At 70.1% G+C, this 15,147-nt stretch carries 13 protein-coding genes; 9 read left to right on the plus strand and 4 right to left on the minus strand.

Annotated elements, in window-relative coordinates:
* Window positions 1-439 precede the first annotated feature (439 nt).
* Window positions 440-1,813 carry a PHB depolymerase family esterase gene (locus ACJX2R_RS47690; protein WP_413105236.1) on the plus strand — a complete coding sequence of 458 codons (1,374 nt, stop codon included), beginning with the start codon at window positions 440-442 and terminating at the stop codon, window positions 1,811-1,813.
* Here ACJX2R_RS47690 and ACJX2R_RS47695 read toward each other — a convergent pair.
* Together ACJX2R_RS47695 and folE are read right to left on the minus strand one after the other, a co-directional pair.
* Window positions 1,797-2,774, minus strand: a complete 978-nt coding sequence (locus tag ACJX2R_RS47695; protein WP_121825891.1) for a glycoside hydrolase family 16 protein — start codon at window positions 2,772-2,774, stop codon at window positions 1,797-1,799. The genes ACJX2R_RS47690 and ACJX2R_RS47695 overlap by 17 nt on opposite strands.
* Before the next feature lie 431 nt (window positions 2,775-3,205).
* A complete protein-coding gene (gene folE, locus ACJX2R_RS47700; RefSeq protein ID WP_413105237.1) occupies window positions 3,206-3,862 on the minus strand; it encodes a GTP cyclohydrolase I FolE in 657 nt (218 codons plus the stop codon).
* A 216-nt stretch (window positions 3,863-4,078) separates the two neighbouring features.
* Between folE and ACJX2R_RS47705 the strand changes: the two genes are divergently transcribed.
* The gene (locus ACJX2R_RS47705) at window positions 4,079-4,846 is read left to right on the plus strand and encodes a helix-turn-helix transcriptional regulator (protein ID WP_413105238.1); all 768 of its coding nucleotides are present in this window, start codon (window positions 4,079-4,081) and stop codon (window positions 4,844-4,846) included.
* 16 nt (window positions 4,847-4,862) lie between these two features.
* Here ACJX2R_RS47705 and ACJX2R_RS47710 read toward each other — a convergent pair whose 3' ends face one another.
* Window positions 4,863-5,543 (minus strand): response regulator, encoded by a 681-nt coding sequence (locus tag ACJX2R_RS47710; protein WP_413105239.1) that lies wholly within the window; start codon window positions 5,541-5,543, stop codon window positions 4,863-4,865.
* A gap of 15 nt (window positions 5,544-5,558) precedes the next feature.
* Window positions 5,559-6,830 (minus strand): sensor histidine kinase, encoded by a 1,272-nt coding sequence (locus ACJX2R_RS47715; protein ID WP_413105240.1) that lies wholly within the window; start codon window positions 6,828-6,830, stop codon window positions 5,559-5,561.
* A 254-nt stretch (window positions 6,831-7,084) separates the two neighbouring features.
* Here ACJX2R_RS47715 and ACJX2R_RS47720 point away from each other — a divergent pair, with 254 nt between their 5' ends.
* The 7 genes from ACJX2R_RS47720 (at window position 7,085) to ACJX2R_RS47750 (ending at window position 15,136) form a co-directional block, all read left to right on the plus strand.
* A complete protein-coding gene (locus ACJX2R_RS47720) occupies window positions 7,085-9,301 on the plus strand; it encodes an MMPL family transporter (protein WP_413105241.1) in 2,217 nt (738 codons plus the stop codon).
* A gap of 772 nt (window positions 9,302-10,073) precedes the next feature.
* Window positions 10,074-10,577, plus strand: a complete 504-nt coding sequence (locus ACJX2R_RS47725; RefSeq protein WP_413106138.1) for an RNA polymerase sigma factor — start codon at window positions 10,074-10,076, stop codon at window positions 10,575-10,577.
* On the plus strand, window positions 10,574-11,392 hold the full coding sequence (locus ACJX2R_RS47730; RefSeq protein WP_413105242.1) for a zf-HC2 domain-containing protein: 819 nt from the start codon (window positions 10,574-10,576) through the stop codon (window positions 11,390-11,392). Before ACJX2R_RS47725 ends, ACJX2R_RS47730 begins: the two co-directional genes overlap by 4 nt.
* A 20-nt stretch (window positions 11,393-11,412) precedes the next feature.
* Window positions 11,413-12,222, plus strand: coding sequence for an ABC transporter ATP-binding protein (locus tag ACJX2R_RS47735; RefSeq protein ID WP_413105243.1), 810 nt, complete (start codon window positions 11,413-11,415; stop codon window positions 12,220-12,222).
* Window positions 12,219-13,616: a hypothetical protein gene (locus tag ACJX2R_RS47740; protein ID WP_413105244.1), complete on the plus strand. Its 1,398-nt coding sequence runs from the start codon at window positions 12,219-12,221 to the stop codon at window positions 13,614-13,616. Before ACJX2R_RS47735 ends, ACJX2R_RS47740 begins: the two co-directional genes overlap by 4 nt.
* Window positions 13,613-14,185 carry a hypothetical protein gene (locus ACJX2R_RS47745; protein ID WP_413105245.1) on the plus strand — a complete coding sequence of 191 codons (573 nt, stop codon included), beginning with the start codon at window positions 13,613-13,615 and terminating at the stop codon, window positions 14,183-14,185. Before ACJX2R_RS47740 ends, ACJX2R_RS47745 begins: the two co-directional genes overlap by 4 nt.
* Before the next feature lie 225 nt (window positions 14,186-14,410).
* Window positions 14,411-15,136, plus strand: a complete 726-nt coding sequence (locus ACJX2R_RS47750) for a FadR/GntR family transcriptional regulator (protein WP_413105246.1) — start codon at window positions 14,411-14,413, stop codon at window positions 15,134-15,136.
* Window positions 15,137-15,147: the final 11 nt, after the last annotated feature.

A 15,147-nucleotide genomic window follows, 5' to 3' on the forward strand; every position in this document is an offset into this window, starting at 1 on the left:
ATGAGGAGAACACGACGTCGAAGCCCCCGTTCGGTCAATGGCTGTCGGCGGTCACCTCAGGGCGGAGTGCCGCGGCCACGGGCATCCGAGGCACAGTGACACCGTCACGTTGGAGAGCCCGGTACGCGCCCGAGCGAAGTCCAGCACTTCAGCTACCGCGTCAACAGCCTTCATCGTATGGGCCCGCGCGGCGAGCACCGGCACTGTCCCCGCGTGACGGAGCCGACTCACCTCCGCTCGCCCGATTCCGACGGGACAGGGCCAGGCCCTGACCACACAAATGCGCTTCCGCCTGCCTCGCCCTCTGAACGGCGCACCCGGCCACGCATCGGCGCTCACCCCGCCGTACCGCTCATCCTCGGTTCCCCGCACCAGGCGACCGGCTCCACGTCCGGCCCTCTCGGGCCGCCCGACAGCTTACGGAGGACCCATGAGAAAGATGACCAGACGTACGGCGTTCGCCATGGCGGGGGGTACCGTCACCGGCTCATTGCTGAGCAACACGGCCACTGCGGTGGCCGACGCTCCGGCGCCGGGACGGCCGGTGGCGTCCGGAGCCAATCCCGTTCTGCGGACCGCCCTCGTCACACAGGTGACGCCCAGGGACAACTGGCGGGTGACCGCCGTCGCCATCCGCTACGCGGATCCCATCGACATACGCGGCGGTGTCATCCCACCCTCCGCGTTCCAGGTCACCGCCGACCTCGGCGGACAGAGCGCGGCCCGGACGGTCACCCGGGCCTACCCGAACACCGTGGCCAGGACGGACGACCGCCCCAACGCCGGACGGCCGGGCAGATATCTCGTCATCGAGCTCGACCCGGACGACGCCAACGCACGGGCCTCCGGCACCGACCCTCTTCCGCTTCATCGCGCCTACACCGTCAGGCAGGTGGCGGATGTGCGGACCCACGGCGGTGACCTGGTGCTCGCGGCTGGTCCGTTGGCGATCCGGAACGACGACGTCATCACCCCGGTGGTCGACGACTTCACCGCGGGATCGTTCACCGACTCCACGGGATTCGGGCTGGCCTTCCGGCTGTACCAGCCGGAAGGGTTCGTACGGAGCCCGGGGGCGGCCGCGCGGTATCCGCTCGTCGTCACCCTGCACGGCGGTGGCGAGGTCGCGGACAACAACATGACCCAGCTCACCGCCAATCGCATCGCCGTCACCTTCGCCAAGCCGGAACGTCAGCGTCGGCACCCGGCGTTCGTGCTCGCCCCTCAGATCCCACTGCCCCGCCCAATGGACGGACCCGACGGTACGGACTGGACCGACCCCAAGGTCCGCGCGGCGCTGGTCGAACTCATCGACGCCTTCACGACGCGGCGCCCCGTCGACGCGGATCGGCTCTATCTCGTCGGTCTGTCATCGGGCGCGCGAGGCATCTTCAACCTGCTCCCGAGGCGTCCCCACACCTTCGCCGCGGCCCTGGCCACCGCCGGCTGGGGCGCCCCGTCCACCATGGACGGGATCACGCACATCCCGATGTGGACCGACCACTCCATCGACGACCCGGTGGTCCCCTACCGCGAGGGACGGTTCGGAAAGCCCGGCACCTGGACGCTGATGAACGCGCTGGAGAGCGCCGGTGCACCGGTCACCCGCGGGGAGTGGGCCAACGGCCTGCCGAAAGCGGAGTTCGAAGCCCGTTCCAGGGCCCTGCTGAACCGGGCCCGCCGGGCCGGCAGCCATGTGCTGTTCACGAGCTACACGCCGATGCGCCCGGCCCCGCCGCGCTGGTGGGACCGGGCGCTCTGCTACCAGGACGAATGTGCTGCGCGGTACTACTTGCTCACTTGCTCACCTTGACCGAGAACCAGTCCACGCTCATCCCCGCACCGGAGGTGGTGTCCGCCGCCGGTGAGGTGCAGCCGCAGACCTTGTTGGGATATGAGCCGCCGACCGCGACGTTGAAGATGGCGAAGAACCCGTGGTCCACGGCCTTCTTCCAGGTCTCGGCGGACACCTGGTTCTGCTTCACCGTGAAGGTTTCCTTGCCGTCGCGGTAGAAGCGCAGCTGTTCGGCGGAGGTGTCGGTGCGATCCACGATCACGGAGTACGTGTGGTAGTCGGTCTGACAGCCGTCACACGGCAGCAGATCGCTGGTGATCCCGTCCGGGTCGTGGCACTCGCCGGCCCACTCACCGCAGTGGAAGGTGTTCGAGTGCTTGCTGAGCCCGTTGACGTCCTCCATGATGTCCAGCTCGCCGATGCTCGGCCAGTTGGTGGCCCCGACCGGGCGGGCGTCGGCGCCCATGGCCCAGAAGGCGGGCCAAATGCCGAGGCCCTTCTCGGGGTTGGGCTGCTTGAGGGAAGCGCTGATCTCCAACTGCCCACCGGCGGGCGCCTCGAAGTCGGTGCGCTGGGTCTCCACGCGGCCGGAGGTCCACTTCCCGGAGCCGTCGCGGATCGGCTTGATCACCATGTGACCGTCACCGTCGTGGTAGACGTTGTCGGTCGAGTCCGTGACCGACTCGATCTCGCCGGTGCCCCAGTTCGCGGCGCCGCCCGGGTAGCCGGTGCCGATGTCGTACAGCCAGTCGTTCTTGTTCAGGCCGGTGCCCGCCGCGCCGTCGAAGTCGTCCTGGAAGACGGTGGTCCACTCGGCCTTGGCCGCGGGCTCACCCGCGGCGGCGGTGTTGGAGGACACCGTGAGAGCCAGCAGTCCGGTCACCGGAAGCGACAAGGCGGCCACGAAGGCCAGAACGCGTCGTCGGCGGCGGCGGGGTTTGGCCTCCGCCGTCGTGCCTGAGGAAGTGATCCTGAACATGTGGGGGGCTGCTTTCGTTCGTAGGAACAGCGTTGATGGGGTGTGCGAGCCCCCGTAGCCCGCTCCTGGCGTGGGGTGATGGGAGATCGGGCTACGGGAACTCGGGCACAGTGGGCAGAGCGAGCGCCGATGGGGCCGAGAGAGCGCTCACACGGAACGACTGTCTTGGACCTTGCCCTTGCCGGTCAAGGGTCATGCTGAATTCACTAGTTGAACTAAAGCCTTTGGCTTGACCGCATCGCCGCGGGAGTATCGATCTCCCCACTTCAGAGTTGGAGGCATGGCTCGGGTGCCATCACTCGCTCTCGCCAACTCTTGACGGCGCGCCACGTCGTCATCGGGTGCGATCGCCGCACCGGCCGGCATGGCGTCATGCCTCACTCGGACGCGAACCGTCACCGGTCGCCGCGGTGTCGTCCGTACCGTAGCGATTACGAGGTCGCGCCGGTCAGGGCGAGGAATTCGGCGCGCGAGCGGGCGTCGGAACGCAGCAGTCCGAGCAGGGTGGAGGTCATGGTGCTCGATCCGGTGGCCTGGACCCCGCGCAGGGTCATACAGGAGTGCTCGGCCTCGATCACCACACCGACGCCCTTGGGCTCCAGATGGGTCTGGAGCCAGTCGGCGACCTGCTTGGTCAGGCGCTCCTGGACCTGCGGGCGGCAGGCGAAGTGCTCGACGACACGGGCCAGCTTCGACAGCCCCAGGATGCGGCCGCCGGGCAGGTAGCCGACGTGGGCGGTGCCGACGAACGGCAGCAGATGGTGTTCGCACACCGACCGGACGGGGATACGCCGGGCGAGGACGAGCTCGTCGTAGCCCTCGTCGTTGGGGAAGGTGGTCAGGTCGAAGGGGCGCGGGCTGAACAGCTCGGCATACGCGCGGGCCATCCGGCCCGGTGTGCCGCGCAGGCTCTCCGACGAGGTGGGGATTCCCAGGGCGTTGAGGAACTGGCCGGCCGCGGCTTCCGCGGCGGCCAGGTCGATATCGCCGGACTCATGGACCACCCGCAGAGCGGGGCCCGCGGGCGCCGACTCCTCCTGGTCATGCGGGCGTATCCGGGCGGTGGCGCGGGGTGCGAGCTCGGTCATGTCAGCTGCCACCGATGCCCGGAGCCGTGGGCAGGACGAGGACGTTGTCCATGGAGAACTCCCGAGATGAGCATGGCGAAGGCAGCCGGACACTCCTGGCTCCCAAACGAGTTTCGCCAATAAATCTTGGTCTTATTGCGGTGGTACGTCAAGCCACGCAGTGCAGAGAGCCAAAAGGGTGCATGTGCCCATGTGAGTGGGGGTTATCGTGCTCGGGTGGCTTCTGACTCGACTCCGCCGGCCGACGCGGTCAACACCGCCATCGACTCCGTCAGCGTCCTGAGCGAGGACTCGCGGCGGCGCATGTTCGTCTTCATCCGGCGTGCCGGACGTCCGGTCACCCGCGACGAGGCCGCCGCGAGCGTCGGCATCTCCCGCAAGCTGGCCGCCTTCCACCTCGACAAGCTCGTCGACGCCGGCCTGCTGCGCGCCCGCTATGAAACGCCCGGCGGGATCCGGAAGGTCGGCAGACGGCCGAAGGTGTACGAACCCACCGACGCTCAGATCACGGTCAGCATCCCCGAGCGGCGCCATGAACTCCTGGCGGACCTCCTCCTGGATGCCGTCCTCACCGAGGAGGCCGACGAAAACGCCGCGCAGGCGGCGGTGCGGGCCGCCGAGCGGCGCGGCCGGCGGATGGGCGAGGCCGCGCGGGACGAGACCCGCCCCGGCCGCCTGGGCCCCGAGCGCGGGCTGACCGTCTGTGAGCGCCTGCTGGACGAGTACGGCTACGAACCCGTCCGGGAAGCCCCCACCGAGCTCCGGCTGCGCAACTGCCCGTTCCACCCGCTGACCGCGAAGGCCCCCGACTTGGTGTGCGGCATGAACCACGCCTTCCTCGCCGGTTACGTCAACGGCCTCGAGGTCAACGGGGTCCGGGCCGTGCTGGCTCCCGAGCCCGGGAAATGCTGTGTGCGGCTGGGCCCGAGCGACCTCAATTCTCCCCGAGGAGTTCAAGAAGTCCCTCACCAAGCTGGAACGTGAGGTGCCGGCGGCCGTCTCATCCGCTCCCGCGGACTGCTCCATGTTCCCAGGCCCAGGCCGCGACCTCGACCCGGTTGCGGGCGTTGAGCTTGGCCTGGATGCGTGCCAGGTACGTTTTCACCGTCGACAGCGACAGGAACAACTCATCGCCGATCTCCTGGTTCGTGCGCCCTACGGCCACCAGCCGGACGATGTCCCGCTCCCGTTCGCTGAGACCTGCGTCATCGGACCCCTCGGGTGCCTGTGCCGTCCCGCGTTCCGTCGCTTCCAGCCGCCGCAGGAGCCGCACGGTGACCGCTGGGGAGATCAGGGCGTCGCCCCGTGCTGCCGCCTGGACCGCCTCCACCAGAAGGTCGGGAGAGGCGTCCTTGAGCAGGAAACCGCATGCGCCGTTGCGCAGTGCGGTTCTTACGTAGTCGTCCTGGTCGAATGTGGTGATCACGACGACGTTCATCGGATCGGCCACGCCGGGACCGGCCAGCTGTCGCACGACTTCCAGCCCGTCCAGCCGCGGCATGCGAATGTCGGCCAGCACGACCCGGGGACGCAGACGACGCGCGAGTTCGACGCACTCCACACCGTCTGCCGCCTCACCGACCACGGTGATCCCTGGCCGCACACCGAGGATCAGGCTGAATCCCATCCGCACCAGTTCCTGGTCGTCGGCGATGACCACGTCAATCCGGGGTTCGGGCACCGACCGTTCCTATCATCACGGGGCAGGGCTGCGTCGAGATGGCCCGGGCCGCTTTGTCAGGGCCTGGCTCGGTCGGGGCTCGGCCCGGGGGCATGACGCTGCGAGCGGGAGGGCGGCGGAGACTTCCCATCCGCCGCCGGGCAGCGGCCCGGCGCGCAGGGTGCCGTCGAGGGCCTCGATGCGCTCTTGGAGCCCGAGCAGGCCGAAACCGCCCCGGCCCCCGGCCGGTTTGAGCGCCCTGCGGTGCGGTGGAGTGTTGGTGACGGTCACGCGCAGTCGCTCGGTGTCGGCGTCCAGGCGGACGATGGTGTGCGCGTCCGGTGCGTGGCGGCGTACGTTGGCCAGGGCTTCTTGGACCACGCGGTGGGTGGAGGTCTCCACTTCGGGCCGCAGTCGGGCCGCCCGCGCTGCCGCTGTGGCTTCGAGGCGTGCGGTATCGGCTTCGGTGGGCCCGGAGCCGGGCGACGCGGCGGCGCAGTGGGCGGACACGAGTTCACCGAGATCGGTGAGCAAGTCGCCGGGCAGCAACGGCGTGTTGTTCTCCTCTCGCAGGACGTGGACCAGACGGCGTGTGGATTCCAGGGTCTCGGCACCGGCCTGGGCGATGTTGCGCAGGATGGGCCCGACCTTGTCTGGTGCGGCGGCCTGGATGGACAAGGCGGCGTTGGCCTGCACGATGATGCCGGTCATGTGATGGGCGATGAGATCGTGCAGATCGCGGGCCAGGGCGAGGCGCTCCCCGTATCGGACCTCGCGGGCCGTGCGCTCTCTCCGCGCTTCCAGGGCTCGGATGGTATAGCCGAGCGTGATGAAGATGGCGAGCGCGACGGTCAGCACATAGCCGCCGCCGGTGAACGCCTGCCACGACCCGGTACGCAGGGGCAGCAGAAGTACGGTCGCGCTGATCAGGACGGTTTCCGCCACCGCGGCGGCCGCCCGGCCGGGTTGGGCCGCGGTGCGCAGGAGCATGCACAGCAGGCCCAATGTCTCCAGTGCTCCCCACCACGCCATGGTGCTCGGTGCGATCAGGCTCCAAGCGGTCAGTGCCAAGGACAGTGACACCACGGCGGCGACGCACTTACCCAGCGACGGTGACCAGGGGGTCTCGGTGACAGCCAGGGCGATCAGGGGGCCGGTAGCCACGACGGGCAGCCAGACGGTTCCGAACGCTATGGAATCGCTCCTGACCACGGCGATGTCCGCCAGCCAGGTGAGAGCGAACACGAACAGGCCGCTGACGGTGATCAGCCGTCTGACGCGCGGAGTACGCGGAAGATGTCGATCCACGCTCCTCAGCGTAGGAGGGCGGGTGGGCGCGCGGCTGTCGGCCGAACGACCGACAGCCGCGCGCCCACCCGGTACGTACGGCTGACGTGCCGCCCCGTGCCCCGGGCCGACGATGGTGATCGCGGGCGGTCGACGACATTCACCAAGGGTCGGCCTGTGACCAGCGCGCCGTCCCAGGAGGCGGCGTGTGCGGCACTTCCCTGTCCCAACCTCCCGTCCCAACATCGCATTAGTAGAAAGTTTTCCGCACCCTCATGGCCACCTTCTTGCACTGGATCGGTCGGACCGCTTTCAAGCGGCGCTGGCTGGTGCTTGTCTTCTGGGGCATCGTCGTTGCCGCTGTGGGCGGCGCCGCCGCGCAGACCACCAGTGGTTCGACGTCCGCCATCACCCTGCCCGGCACCGAGTCACAGCGCGCCAACGACCTGCTGGGCGACAAATTCCCCGCGGCCAACGCGAGCGGCGCCACCGCCCGCGTGGTGCTGCGGGCCCCGCACGGGGAAAAGATCACGAGTAAGGGCAACCATGCCTCGGTGGCCACGACCCTGAAGGACCTGGCGGCCTCCTCTTCCCGGATCAGTACCGTCAGTGACCCCTTCACCAGCGGAACGGTCAGCAAGGACGGCGCGACCGCCTACACCACGGTCACGTACCGGATCACGGCCGCGGAGCTCACCGATCGTGACCGTGAGCGATTCGACGACGCTCTGAGCGAGGGCAGGAAGACGGGGCTGACGGTCGAAGCGTCCGGCAACGCGGTCGCCACGGAGGAGGAAGGGGCCTCGGCCGAGGCCATCGGCTTCGCTCTGGCGGCGGTCATCCTCTTCCTCACCCTCGGCTCATTGATCGCCGCAGGTCTTCCGCTGCTGACGGCCGTGGTCGGAGTGGGCATCAGCCTCTCCGCGATCACAGCGCTGAGCTCGGTCTTCGATCTGAACAGCAGCACCTCGGCACTCGCCTCGATGCTGGGTATCGCGGTCGGGATCGACTACGCGCTGTTCATCGTCTCCCGCTACCGCTCCGAACGTGCCGCGGGCCACGGCGCCCGCGAGGCAGCGGGCCGGGCGAACGGCACCGCGGGGTCGGCCGTCGTCTTCGCCGGCATCACCGTCATGATCGCCCTCGTCGGCCTGGCCGTGGTCAACCTCCCGGTGCTGACGGCCATGGGCATCACCGCGGCCGGAGCCGTCGCCGTCGCCGTCCTCGTCGCCATCACGCTGATCCCGGCCCTGCTCGGCTTCGCCCCCGAACGCGTCCGCGGACGCTCCCGCGACCGAGCGGAGGGGCGTGACAGCCGTGAGGCCAAGGCGCGGTTCGGCCGACGGTGGGTCACCGCGGTGGTGCGCCGACCGGTGCGGGCCCTCGTCCCCGCTGTGGCAGCACTGATCGTGGTGGCGCTCCCGGTTACCGGGCTGGAGCTCGGACTGCCCGACGACGGCTCCAAGCCGCCGTCCACCACCCAGCGCAAGGCATACGACATGCTCGCGCAGTCCTTCGGAAAGGGCTTCAACGGCCCCCTGACCGTGGTCGTCACCGACCAAGCCGCGGCCACCGCCAAAAAAGCCGCCGTCACCATGGGCTCGAAGATCCGCGAACTGGACGACGTGACCGTGGCGACCGCCGCCGTGTTCAACACCTCCGGTGACACGGCCATCATCACCGTCATCCCCGACAGCGCGCCGTCCGACGACGCGACCAAGGCCCTCGTCACCAACATCCGTTCCCTGGCGACAGCGACGGAGCACTCCGTCGGTGCCCAGTCCATGGTCACCGGCACCACCGCGCTGAACATCGACGTCTCCGACAAGTTCAGCGCCGCCCTGGTGCCCTACCTCCTGGTCGTCGTCGGACTGGCCTTCCTGGTCCTGATCCTCGTCTTCCGCTCCCTGCTGGTGCCCTTGAAGGCAGCACTGGGCTTCCTGCTGTCCGTCCTGGCCTCGCTCGGCGCCGTGGTCGCCGTCTTCCAGTGGGGGTGGCTGAAGGACCCGTTCGGCGTCGAACAGCCCGGGCCGATCATGAGCCTGATGCCCATCCTCACCGTCGGCATCGTCTTCGGCCTGGCCATGGACTACCAGGTCTTCCTGGTCACCCGCATCCGCGAGGCATATGTCCACGGCGCCGATCCGCGTCAGGCCGTCGTCACGGGCTTCGAGTACAGCGCCAAGGTCGTCACAGCCGCGGCCCTCATCATGATCTGCGTGTTCGCGGGCTTCATGAGCTCCACCGACTCCGTCATCGCGGCCCTCGGACTCGGCCTCGCGGTCGCTGTCGCCCTCGACGCCTTCATCGTCCGTATGACCATCGTGCCGGCGGTCCTGACACTCCTCGGCCGCCGGGCGTGGTCCCTGCCCGCCCGGATCGACCGTGTCCTGCCCAACGTCGACATAGAAGGCGAGCGGTTGGCCAAGTCCCCAGCGGCCGGCGCGCGGCCAGAACCCGCGACCGAACTCTCGAGGCCATCGACCCGCTGACCGCCCGGGTTGAGATCCCGGGCCAGGGCGGCGTTGACGCGCTCGTCCGCGGGACGCAGCGCCGCGGATGCCGCGGCGATGTTGGCCACGGCACCGCAGTGTGCGCGGGAGGTCCCGATCAATCCATGCCCATCTGCCACTGGCGTGCGGCGCGGCGATCGGCGTAGCGGACCTTGCGGTTGGCAGCCCTCACCCACCCCTGCCATTCCTTATACGCTGAGCGTTCCTGGGTGCGTGCGCAGCATGTCCATGGGGAGGCCATTCCGGTGACGGTGGCCCATCGGCAGCGGGTGCCGGTGTCCTGCCGGGGCGGGTGCGGCGGAAGGTCGCAGGGGCCGTGCCGGTGGTCGTGCAGAGGCAGGCCACCGTGCTCTCGGTGGCGTACCCACGATGGTTTCGTCTTGTCCGTGCGGGACATCTCGTTCCTCCGGAACCAGCCGCCCGGGGTCCCGGGCTCTCCGGGCGGCTAGCGCAACCGCGTCATCACCATCTCCTGCTCTGTGTCTGTGTTGCCTGTGCCGGGCAACGTATGCGTCGTCCATGTACATCTTGCGGGCCGGAGGCTTCGGCGCAGCGCTGTCGGCGGCTCATTCTGCCGCGGACTGGTGACCGGCCGCACTGCCTCTGCCGTCGGGGCGGGGCTTCCGAGCCCCCGTATGTGACGGGGGTCACGCCCGGAGGAAAACCTGGCGTTCCTGCCTGACGTCTTGCGGGTGTGAGATCAGTCAGGAAGACAGTGGGCGAACTGGACGAGGAGCGTCTCGTCCGGCTGGTGGCCAGAGGCGACCGTGCCGCGTTCGAGGAGCTGTACCGGCGTACGTCGCCGTGGATGGCGGTGCGGTTGCGCCGCAGATGTGCGGACGAGCAGATCGTCGCCGAGGTCATGCAGGAGACGTATCTGGCGGTATGGCGCGCGGCGGGTGCGTTCATCGGGGCCCCGGCCGGGGGAACCGCCGTCGGCTGGCTGTGGACGATCGCGGCGCGTCGGCTCGTCGACGCGTTCCGGCGCAGGGCCCACCACGCGGAGCCGCCGCCCGCGGCTGTCCCGCGGTCCCTGGCGCCCGCCGCCGAGGAGGAGGCGCTCGCGGCGACCGTCGGCGGTGAGGTCGGAGACGCGCTGCGGCGCCTCGCGCCGGAGCTCAGAGAGGTACTGCAAGCCATGGTGCTCGACGGGCTGTCCGTCCGGGAGACCTCCGTCTTGCTGGGATTGCCCGAGGGCACGGTCAAGACCCGTGCCCGCCGGGCCCGGATCGAGATGCGGAAGGCACTGGCATGAGTGTGGAACACGCGTCGATTCGGATCATCGACGCCTACGCGCGCGGCGAGACGGACCTCGCCGCCGACGAGGTGTGGGCCCTGGAGGCCCATCTGGAAACGTGCCGGGTATGCCGTGACCGGCTGTCCGCCTCCGTCACGGCGCAGGCGCCCGCCGTTGCGACGCTGATCGGCACGGTGTGGTCGGACCTCGAACCCCAGCTCGCCGGCACCGCCCGGGCACCGCGTCGACGCCGCTGGTCGGCGCGGCTGTCGAGGTGGATGACGCCCGTGATGGTGCCCTGGCTGACCATGGTCGTGGGCGTGACGCTGCTCGCGTTGCTGCTCGACCTGGCCGACACCGGCTCCGGCGAGGTGTCGCTGGTGCTGCTGCTCTCCCCGGTCCTGCCCGTCCTCGGCGTCGCGGCGTCGTGGTCGCGCGGTCTGGACCCGGCGTACGAGCTGACGGCCTCCGCGCCGAGGGCGGGACTGTACCTGGTGCTGCGGCGCACCGCGTCCGTACTCGCCGTGGTCGTCCCCGCGTTGCTGCTGGGCGGATGGGTGACGGGAGTGACGGCCGCGCAATGGCTGCTGCCCTGTCTGGCCTTCACCTCGACGACTCTGGCGCTCGGCGGTGTCGTCGGTGTGACCCGCGCCGCCGCCTGGGTGGTGGCCGGATGGGCCGCTGTGGTCGTGGCACCGACCCTGGCCGCCGGCCGTACGACCTTCGCTCTGGCGACGGACGGCCTGCCCGTGTGGGGGCTGATCCTCGCGCTCGGCATCGGTGTCGTGATCGCCCGCAGGGGCGCGTACTCCGTGCTGGGAGCCCATCGTTGACCATGAGAAGGGAACACCACATGATGACCGCGGTGAGCGCGGCCGACATCGCACCGACGCCCTACGCCTGGGAGATCCGGGCCACCGGGCTGAAGGTCAGGGTCGGCAGAAAGCAGATGGCCGTCGACGGGGTCGACCTGTCGCTGGGCACCGGCGTACACGGCCTCCTCGGCCCCAACGGGGCGGGCAAGAGCACCCTCATCCGGGCCCTGGCCACCGTACTGCGCCCCGCCGAGGGCACCCTGGAACTGCTCGGCGAGTCCGCGGGCGGCAGGGGTGAGTACCGTGCGCTGCGCCGCCGGATCGGCTACCTGCCGCAGGAGTTCGGCTACTACAAGCGCTTCACGGTCCGCGAGTTCGTCGAGTACATGGCGTGGCTGAAGGAGGTGCCCAAGGCGGACATCCCCGCGGCGGTGCAGCACGCCGTGGAGCGGGTGGGCCTGGCCGACCGTGCCGACAAGCGGATGAAGACCCTGTCCGGCGGCATGGTGCGGCGGGTGGGCATCGCCCAGGCCATCGTCAATGACCCGTCGATCCTGCTGCTGGACGAGCCCACGGTCGGCCTGGACCCGGCGCAACGGCTGCGCTTTCGCGAACTGCTACAGGAACTGGGCAAGGACACCTGCGTGGTCGTCTCGACCCACCTCGTGGAGGACGTGGCCGCCGCCTGCACCGACGTGGTGCTCTTCGCCGAGGGCCGACTGGTCTTCCAGGGCACCCCGGACGACCTGGCCGCGGCGGGCGGTCCCGAGCACGTGGGCGACAGCCCGCTGGAGCGCGGCTACTCGGCACTGCTGCTGGGCCCCGGCCAGGGAAGGGGCGCCTGGTGAATACGCATGTCCTGCGAACCGAGCTGAAGCGCTCCGTCGCCCCCTGGGCCGGCGCCGTGACCCTGACGAGCGCGCTGGCGTTCCTGTACCTGGTGAACGCCGAATGGTGGAGGGGCACTACGGCGTGGACGGCCCAGTGGACGTCCCTGGCCCTGTGGACCCGCGCCCTGCTGTTCTACCTGTGGCCGCTGGCCGTGGGGCTCGGGGCGTTGCAGGGCCTGCGTGACCACCGCTCGAAGATGTCCGAGCTGCTGACGACCACATCGCGCCCCGCCTGGCACCGCGCCGCCACGCTGGCGGGCACGATGGCGATCAGCCTGGCCTCGGCCTTCGCGCTGCTCGTCCTCGTGGGCGCGGTCCAGGTGCTCGCCAACACCGAGTACACCCACCTCGGATGGCTGCCGATCTCGCTGGTGGGGGCGCTCTCGCTCGTCGCGGGAGCCGTGCTGGGCATGGGAGCCGGGCGCGCCCTGCCGTCCGCGCTCACCCCGCCGCTGCTGGCCATGGGCGCCTTCGCGTTCACGGCCCTCATGCACATGTCGCTGGGCCGGACGGAGACGGACACGGCGACGGGAGTCCCGAGCACCGAGCCGAACCGTCTCTCGCTGCTGTCACCGGCGGTGGACGACGTGCGCGACGCGCTCGTCACGCTCTCCGCCTCCGTGCACGTCGGGCAGACGATCTGGCTGCTCGGCCTGGCCGCGACAGGCTTCGCGCTGCTGGTCGCCGTGACCCCGCGCACCCGGCTGCTCGCCCTGACGCCCGTACTGGCGGGCGCGGCCGTCGCCCTGCTCGTCCTGCCCTCCGACCCGCGCCGGATGTATGTCCTCGACAAGGCCGCCGCGGAGTTGGTGTGCGATGGCCCGGTATGCGTGACCAGGATGCACCAGGCACGACTCGCCGACCTCGCGAGTCACGGCAAGAAGGCGCTGCGCCTGCTGCACGGTGCCCTGGGAAGCCGGGCGCCGGTCTCGGTCCGGGAGAACACCGCCGTACAGCCGGAGGGTTCCACGCCGCGGTGGTCGAGCAAGACCGTGCTCATCGACTTCGACGACGACATCATCGCCGCCGCGAAGGGTGAGGAGCTGTCCCGGGCCCTGATCGCCAAAGGCATGGTGCCAGGGTGCTCTCCCGTTGGCTGGAGCGGCACGGGGGGAGAGGACATCGCGCGGACCGTCGCCGTGGGCTGGGTTCTCGGCGACCTCAATTCGATGCCCGGCCACGGGGCGCCGAACATGCGACGCGAGGTCGGCACCCAGGCCCGCGCGGTGTGGAAGGACCTCAAAGTGCTGCCGCGGGCCGAGCAGCTCCAGCGGATCAACGCCATGCGCGCCAACGCGCTCTCCTGCAAGGGAGACGCACTCGACGCGCTGACCGGCGGTGCGTACTGGTGAGATGGCTGACGCTGTACGCGCGCTCGCGTCAGGTACCCGCGTCACTCGCCGCGGTGGTGATCACCACGGTGACGGTGTGGACACTCGCCCGGGATGGCAGCGGGGGGCCGGGTGATCCGCGGATGCCCGCGCTCGTCCTCGCCGCGGGAGCGATGGCGTTCTCGACCGGGCTCAGCGGGCAGGACCTCGCGCTGGACCGGACGGCCGCGATCCGCTGGGCACCCCGCAGGGCGGTGCACGTGCTGGCCGCCGGCGCGGTCGTCGCCGTGGTGCTGCTGGCGGTGCAGGCGACGGGGAAGGACCTGGCCACCGCCGAGTTCGTCGTGCGGGACAGCGCGGGCCTGATCGGGCTCGCCGCCGGGGCGGCGGTGTGCGGGGGACAGTACGCGTGGACGCTGCCGTTCGCCTGGCTCTCGTTCTCGTTCTTCGCCCCGCCTCCGACGAGCGTGCCGACGCAGGTGGCGTCCTGGATGATGCTGCCACCCGGCACGGCGGCGGGCACCTGGACAGCCCTGGTCCTCACGTTCGCCGGCACCACGGCCTACGCGGTCGCGGGACCGAGGCGGTAGCCGGTCCGGGCCACCGGACCGGGGCACGTCAGGGACCATGTGCGCTGCGGACTCGCCGCGGCGCACCATGGGGCGACCTACGGCGAGGACAGCCTCATGAGCTTCTTCGCCGGCGGCGGCACGGCCATCTTCGGCTCCGCCGGCGCACCCTGATCCCGTCCCTTTTGGAACATGGGAGGTCCTGTTAGCGTGGCATGGCGTGAGCAGGGAGTGTGGAGTCCGCCTATGTCACTGACCGACAAGGCAATCGCCCGCATCAGGGAGCTCATCCAGTCCGGCGAACTACCGCCGGGCGCCAAACTGCCCCCCGAGCAACAACTGGCCACGGAGCTTGGTCTGTCCAGGAACCTGATGCGTGAGGCGGTCAGGGCGCTTGTTGTCGCGCGGGTCCTGGATGTCAGGCGGGGCGACGGGACCTATGTGACGAGCCTGGAGCCCGCGCTGCTGCTCGAGGGGCTGGGCGCGGCGGTGGAATTGCTCCACGGTGACACCCTGCTGGAACTGACCGAAGTGCGCAGGCTCTTCGAGCCCGTTGCCACCGGCTTGGCCGCCACCCGGATCTCCGACGACGACCTCGTCGTGGTCAGGCACCACCTGGACGCGATGAGGACCGCCCGCGACGATGTCGAGTTGCTCAACGAGCACGACGCCGCCTTCCACAGGGCGGTGGTCGCAGCTGCCGGGAACAGCACGCTGGCTACGCTGCTGGAGGGCATCTCCAGCCGCACCGTGCGCGGCCGGGTCTGGCGCGGCATGGTCGACGACCACGCCGGTGACCGGACCATCGCCGAGCACGAGGCGATCTACGCCGCCCTGCTGCGCCGGGACTCCGCACTGGCCGAGGCTGCGGCGCTGATGCATGTGAGCACGACGGAGCAGTGGCTGCGTCAGCACCTGGACCACGACGAGCCCGCCGGCCGGCCGGGTCCGGCGGGCGACGAGGCGTCGTAGCGGAGTGGCGC

The sequence above is a fragment of the Streptomyces sp. Inha503 genome (assembly GCF_047215865.1).
In the GTDB taxonomy this organism is placed as follows: Bacteria; Actinomycetota; Actinomycetes; order Streptomycetales; family Streptomycetaceae; genus Streptomyces; species Streptomyces lycopersici.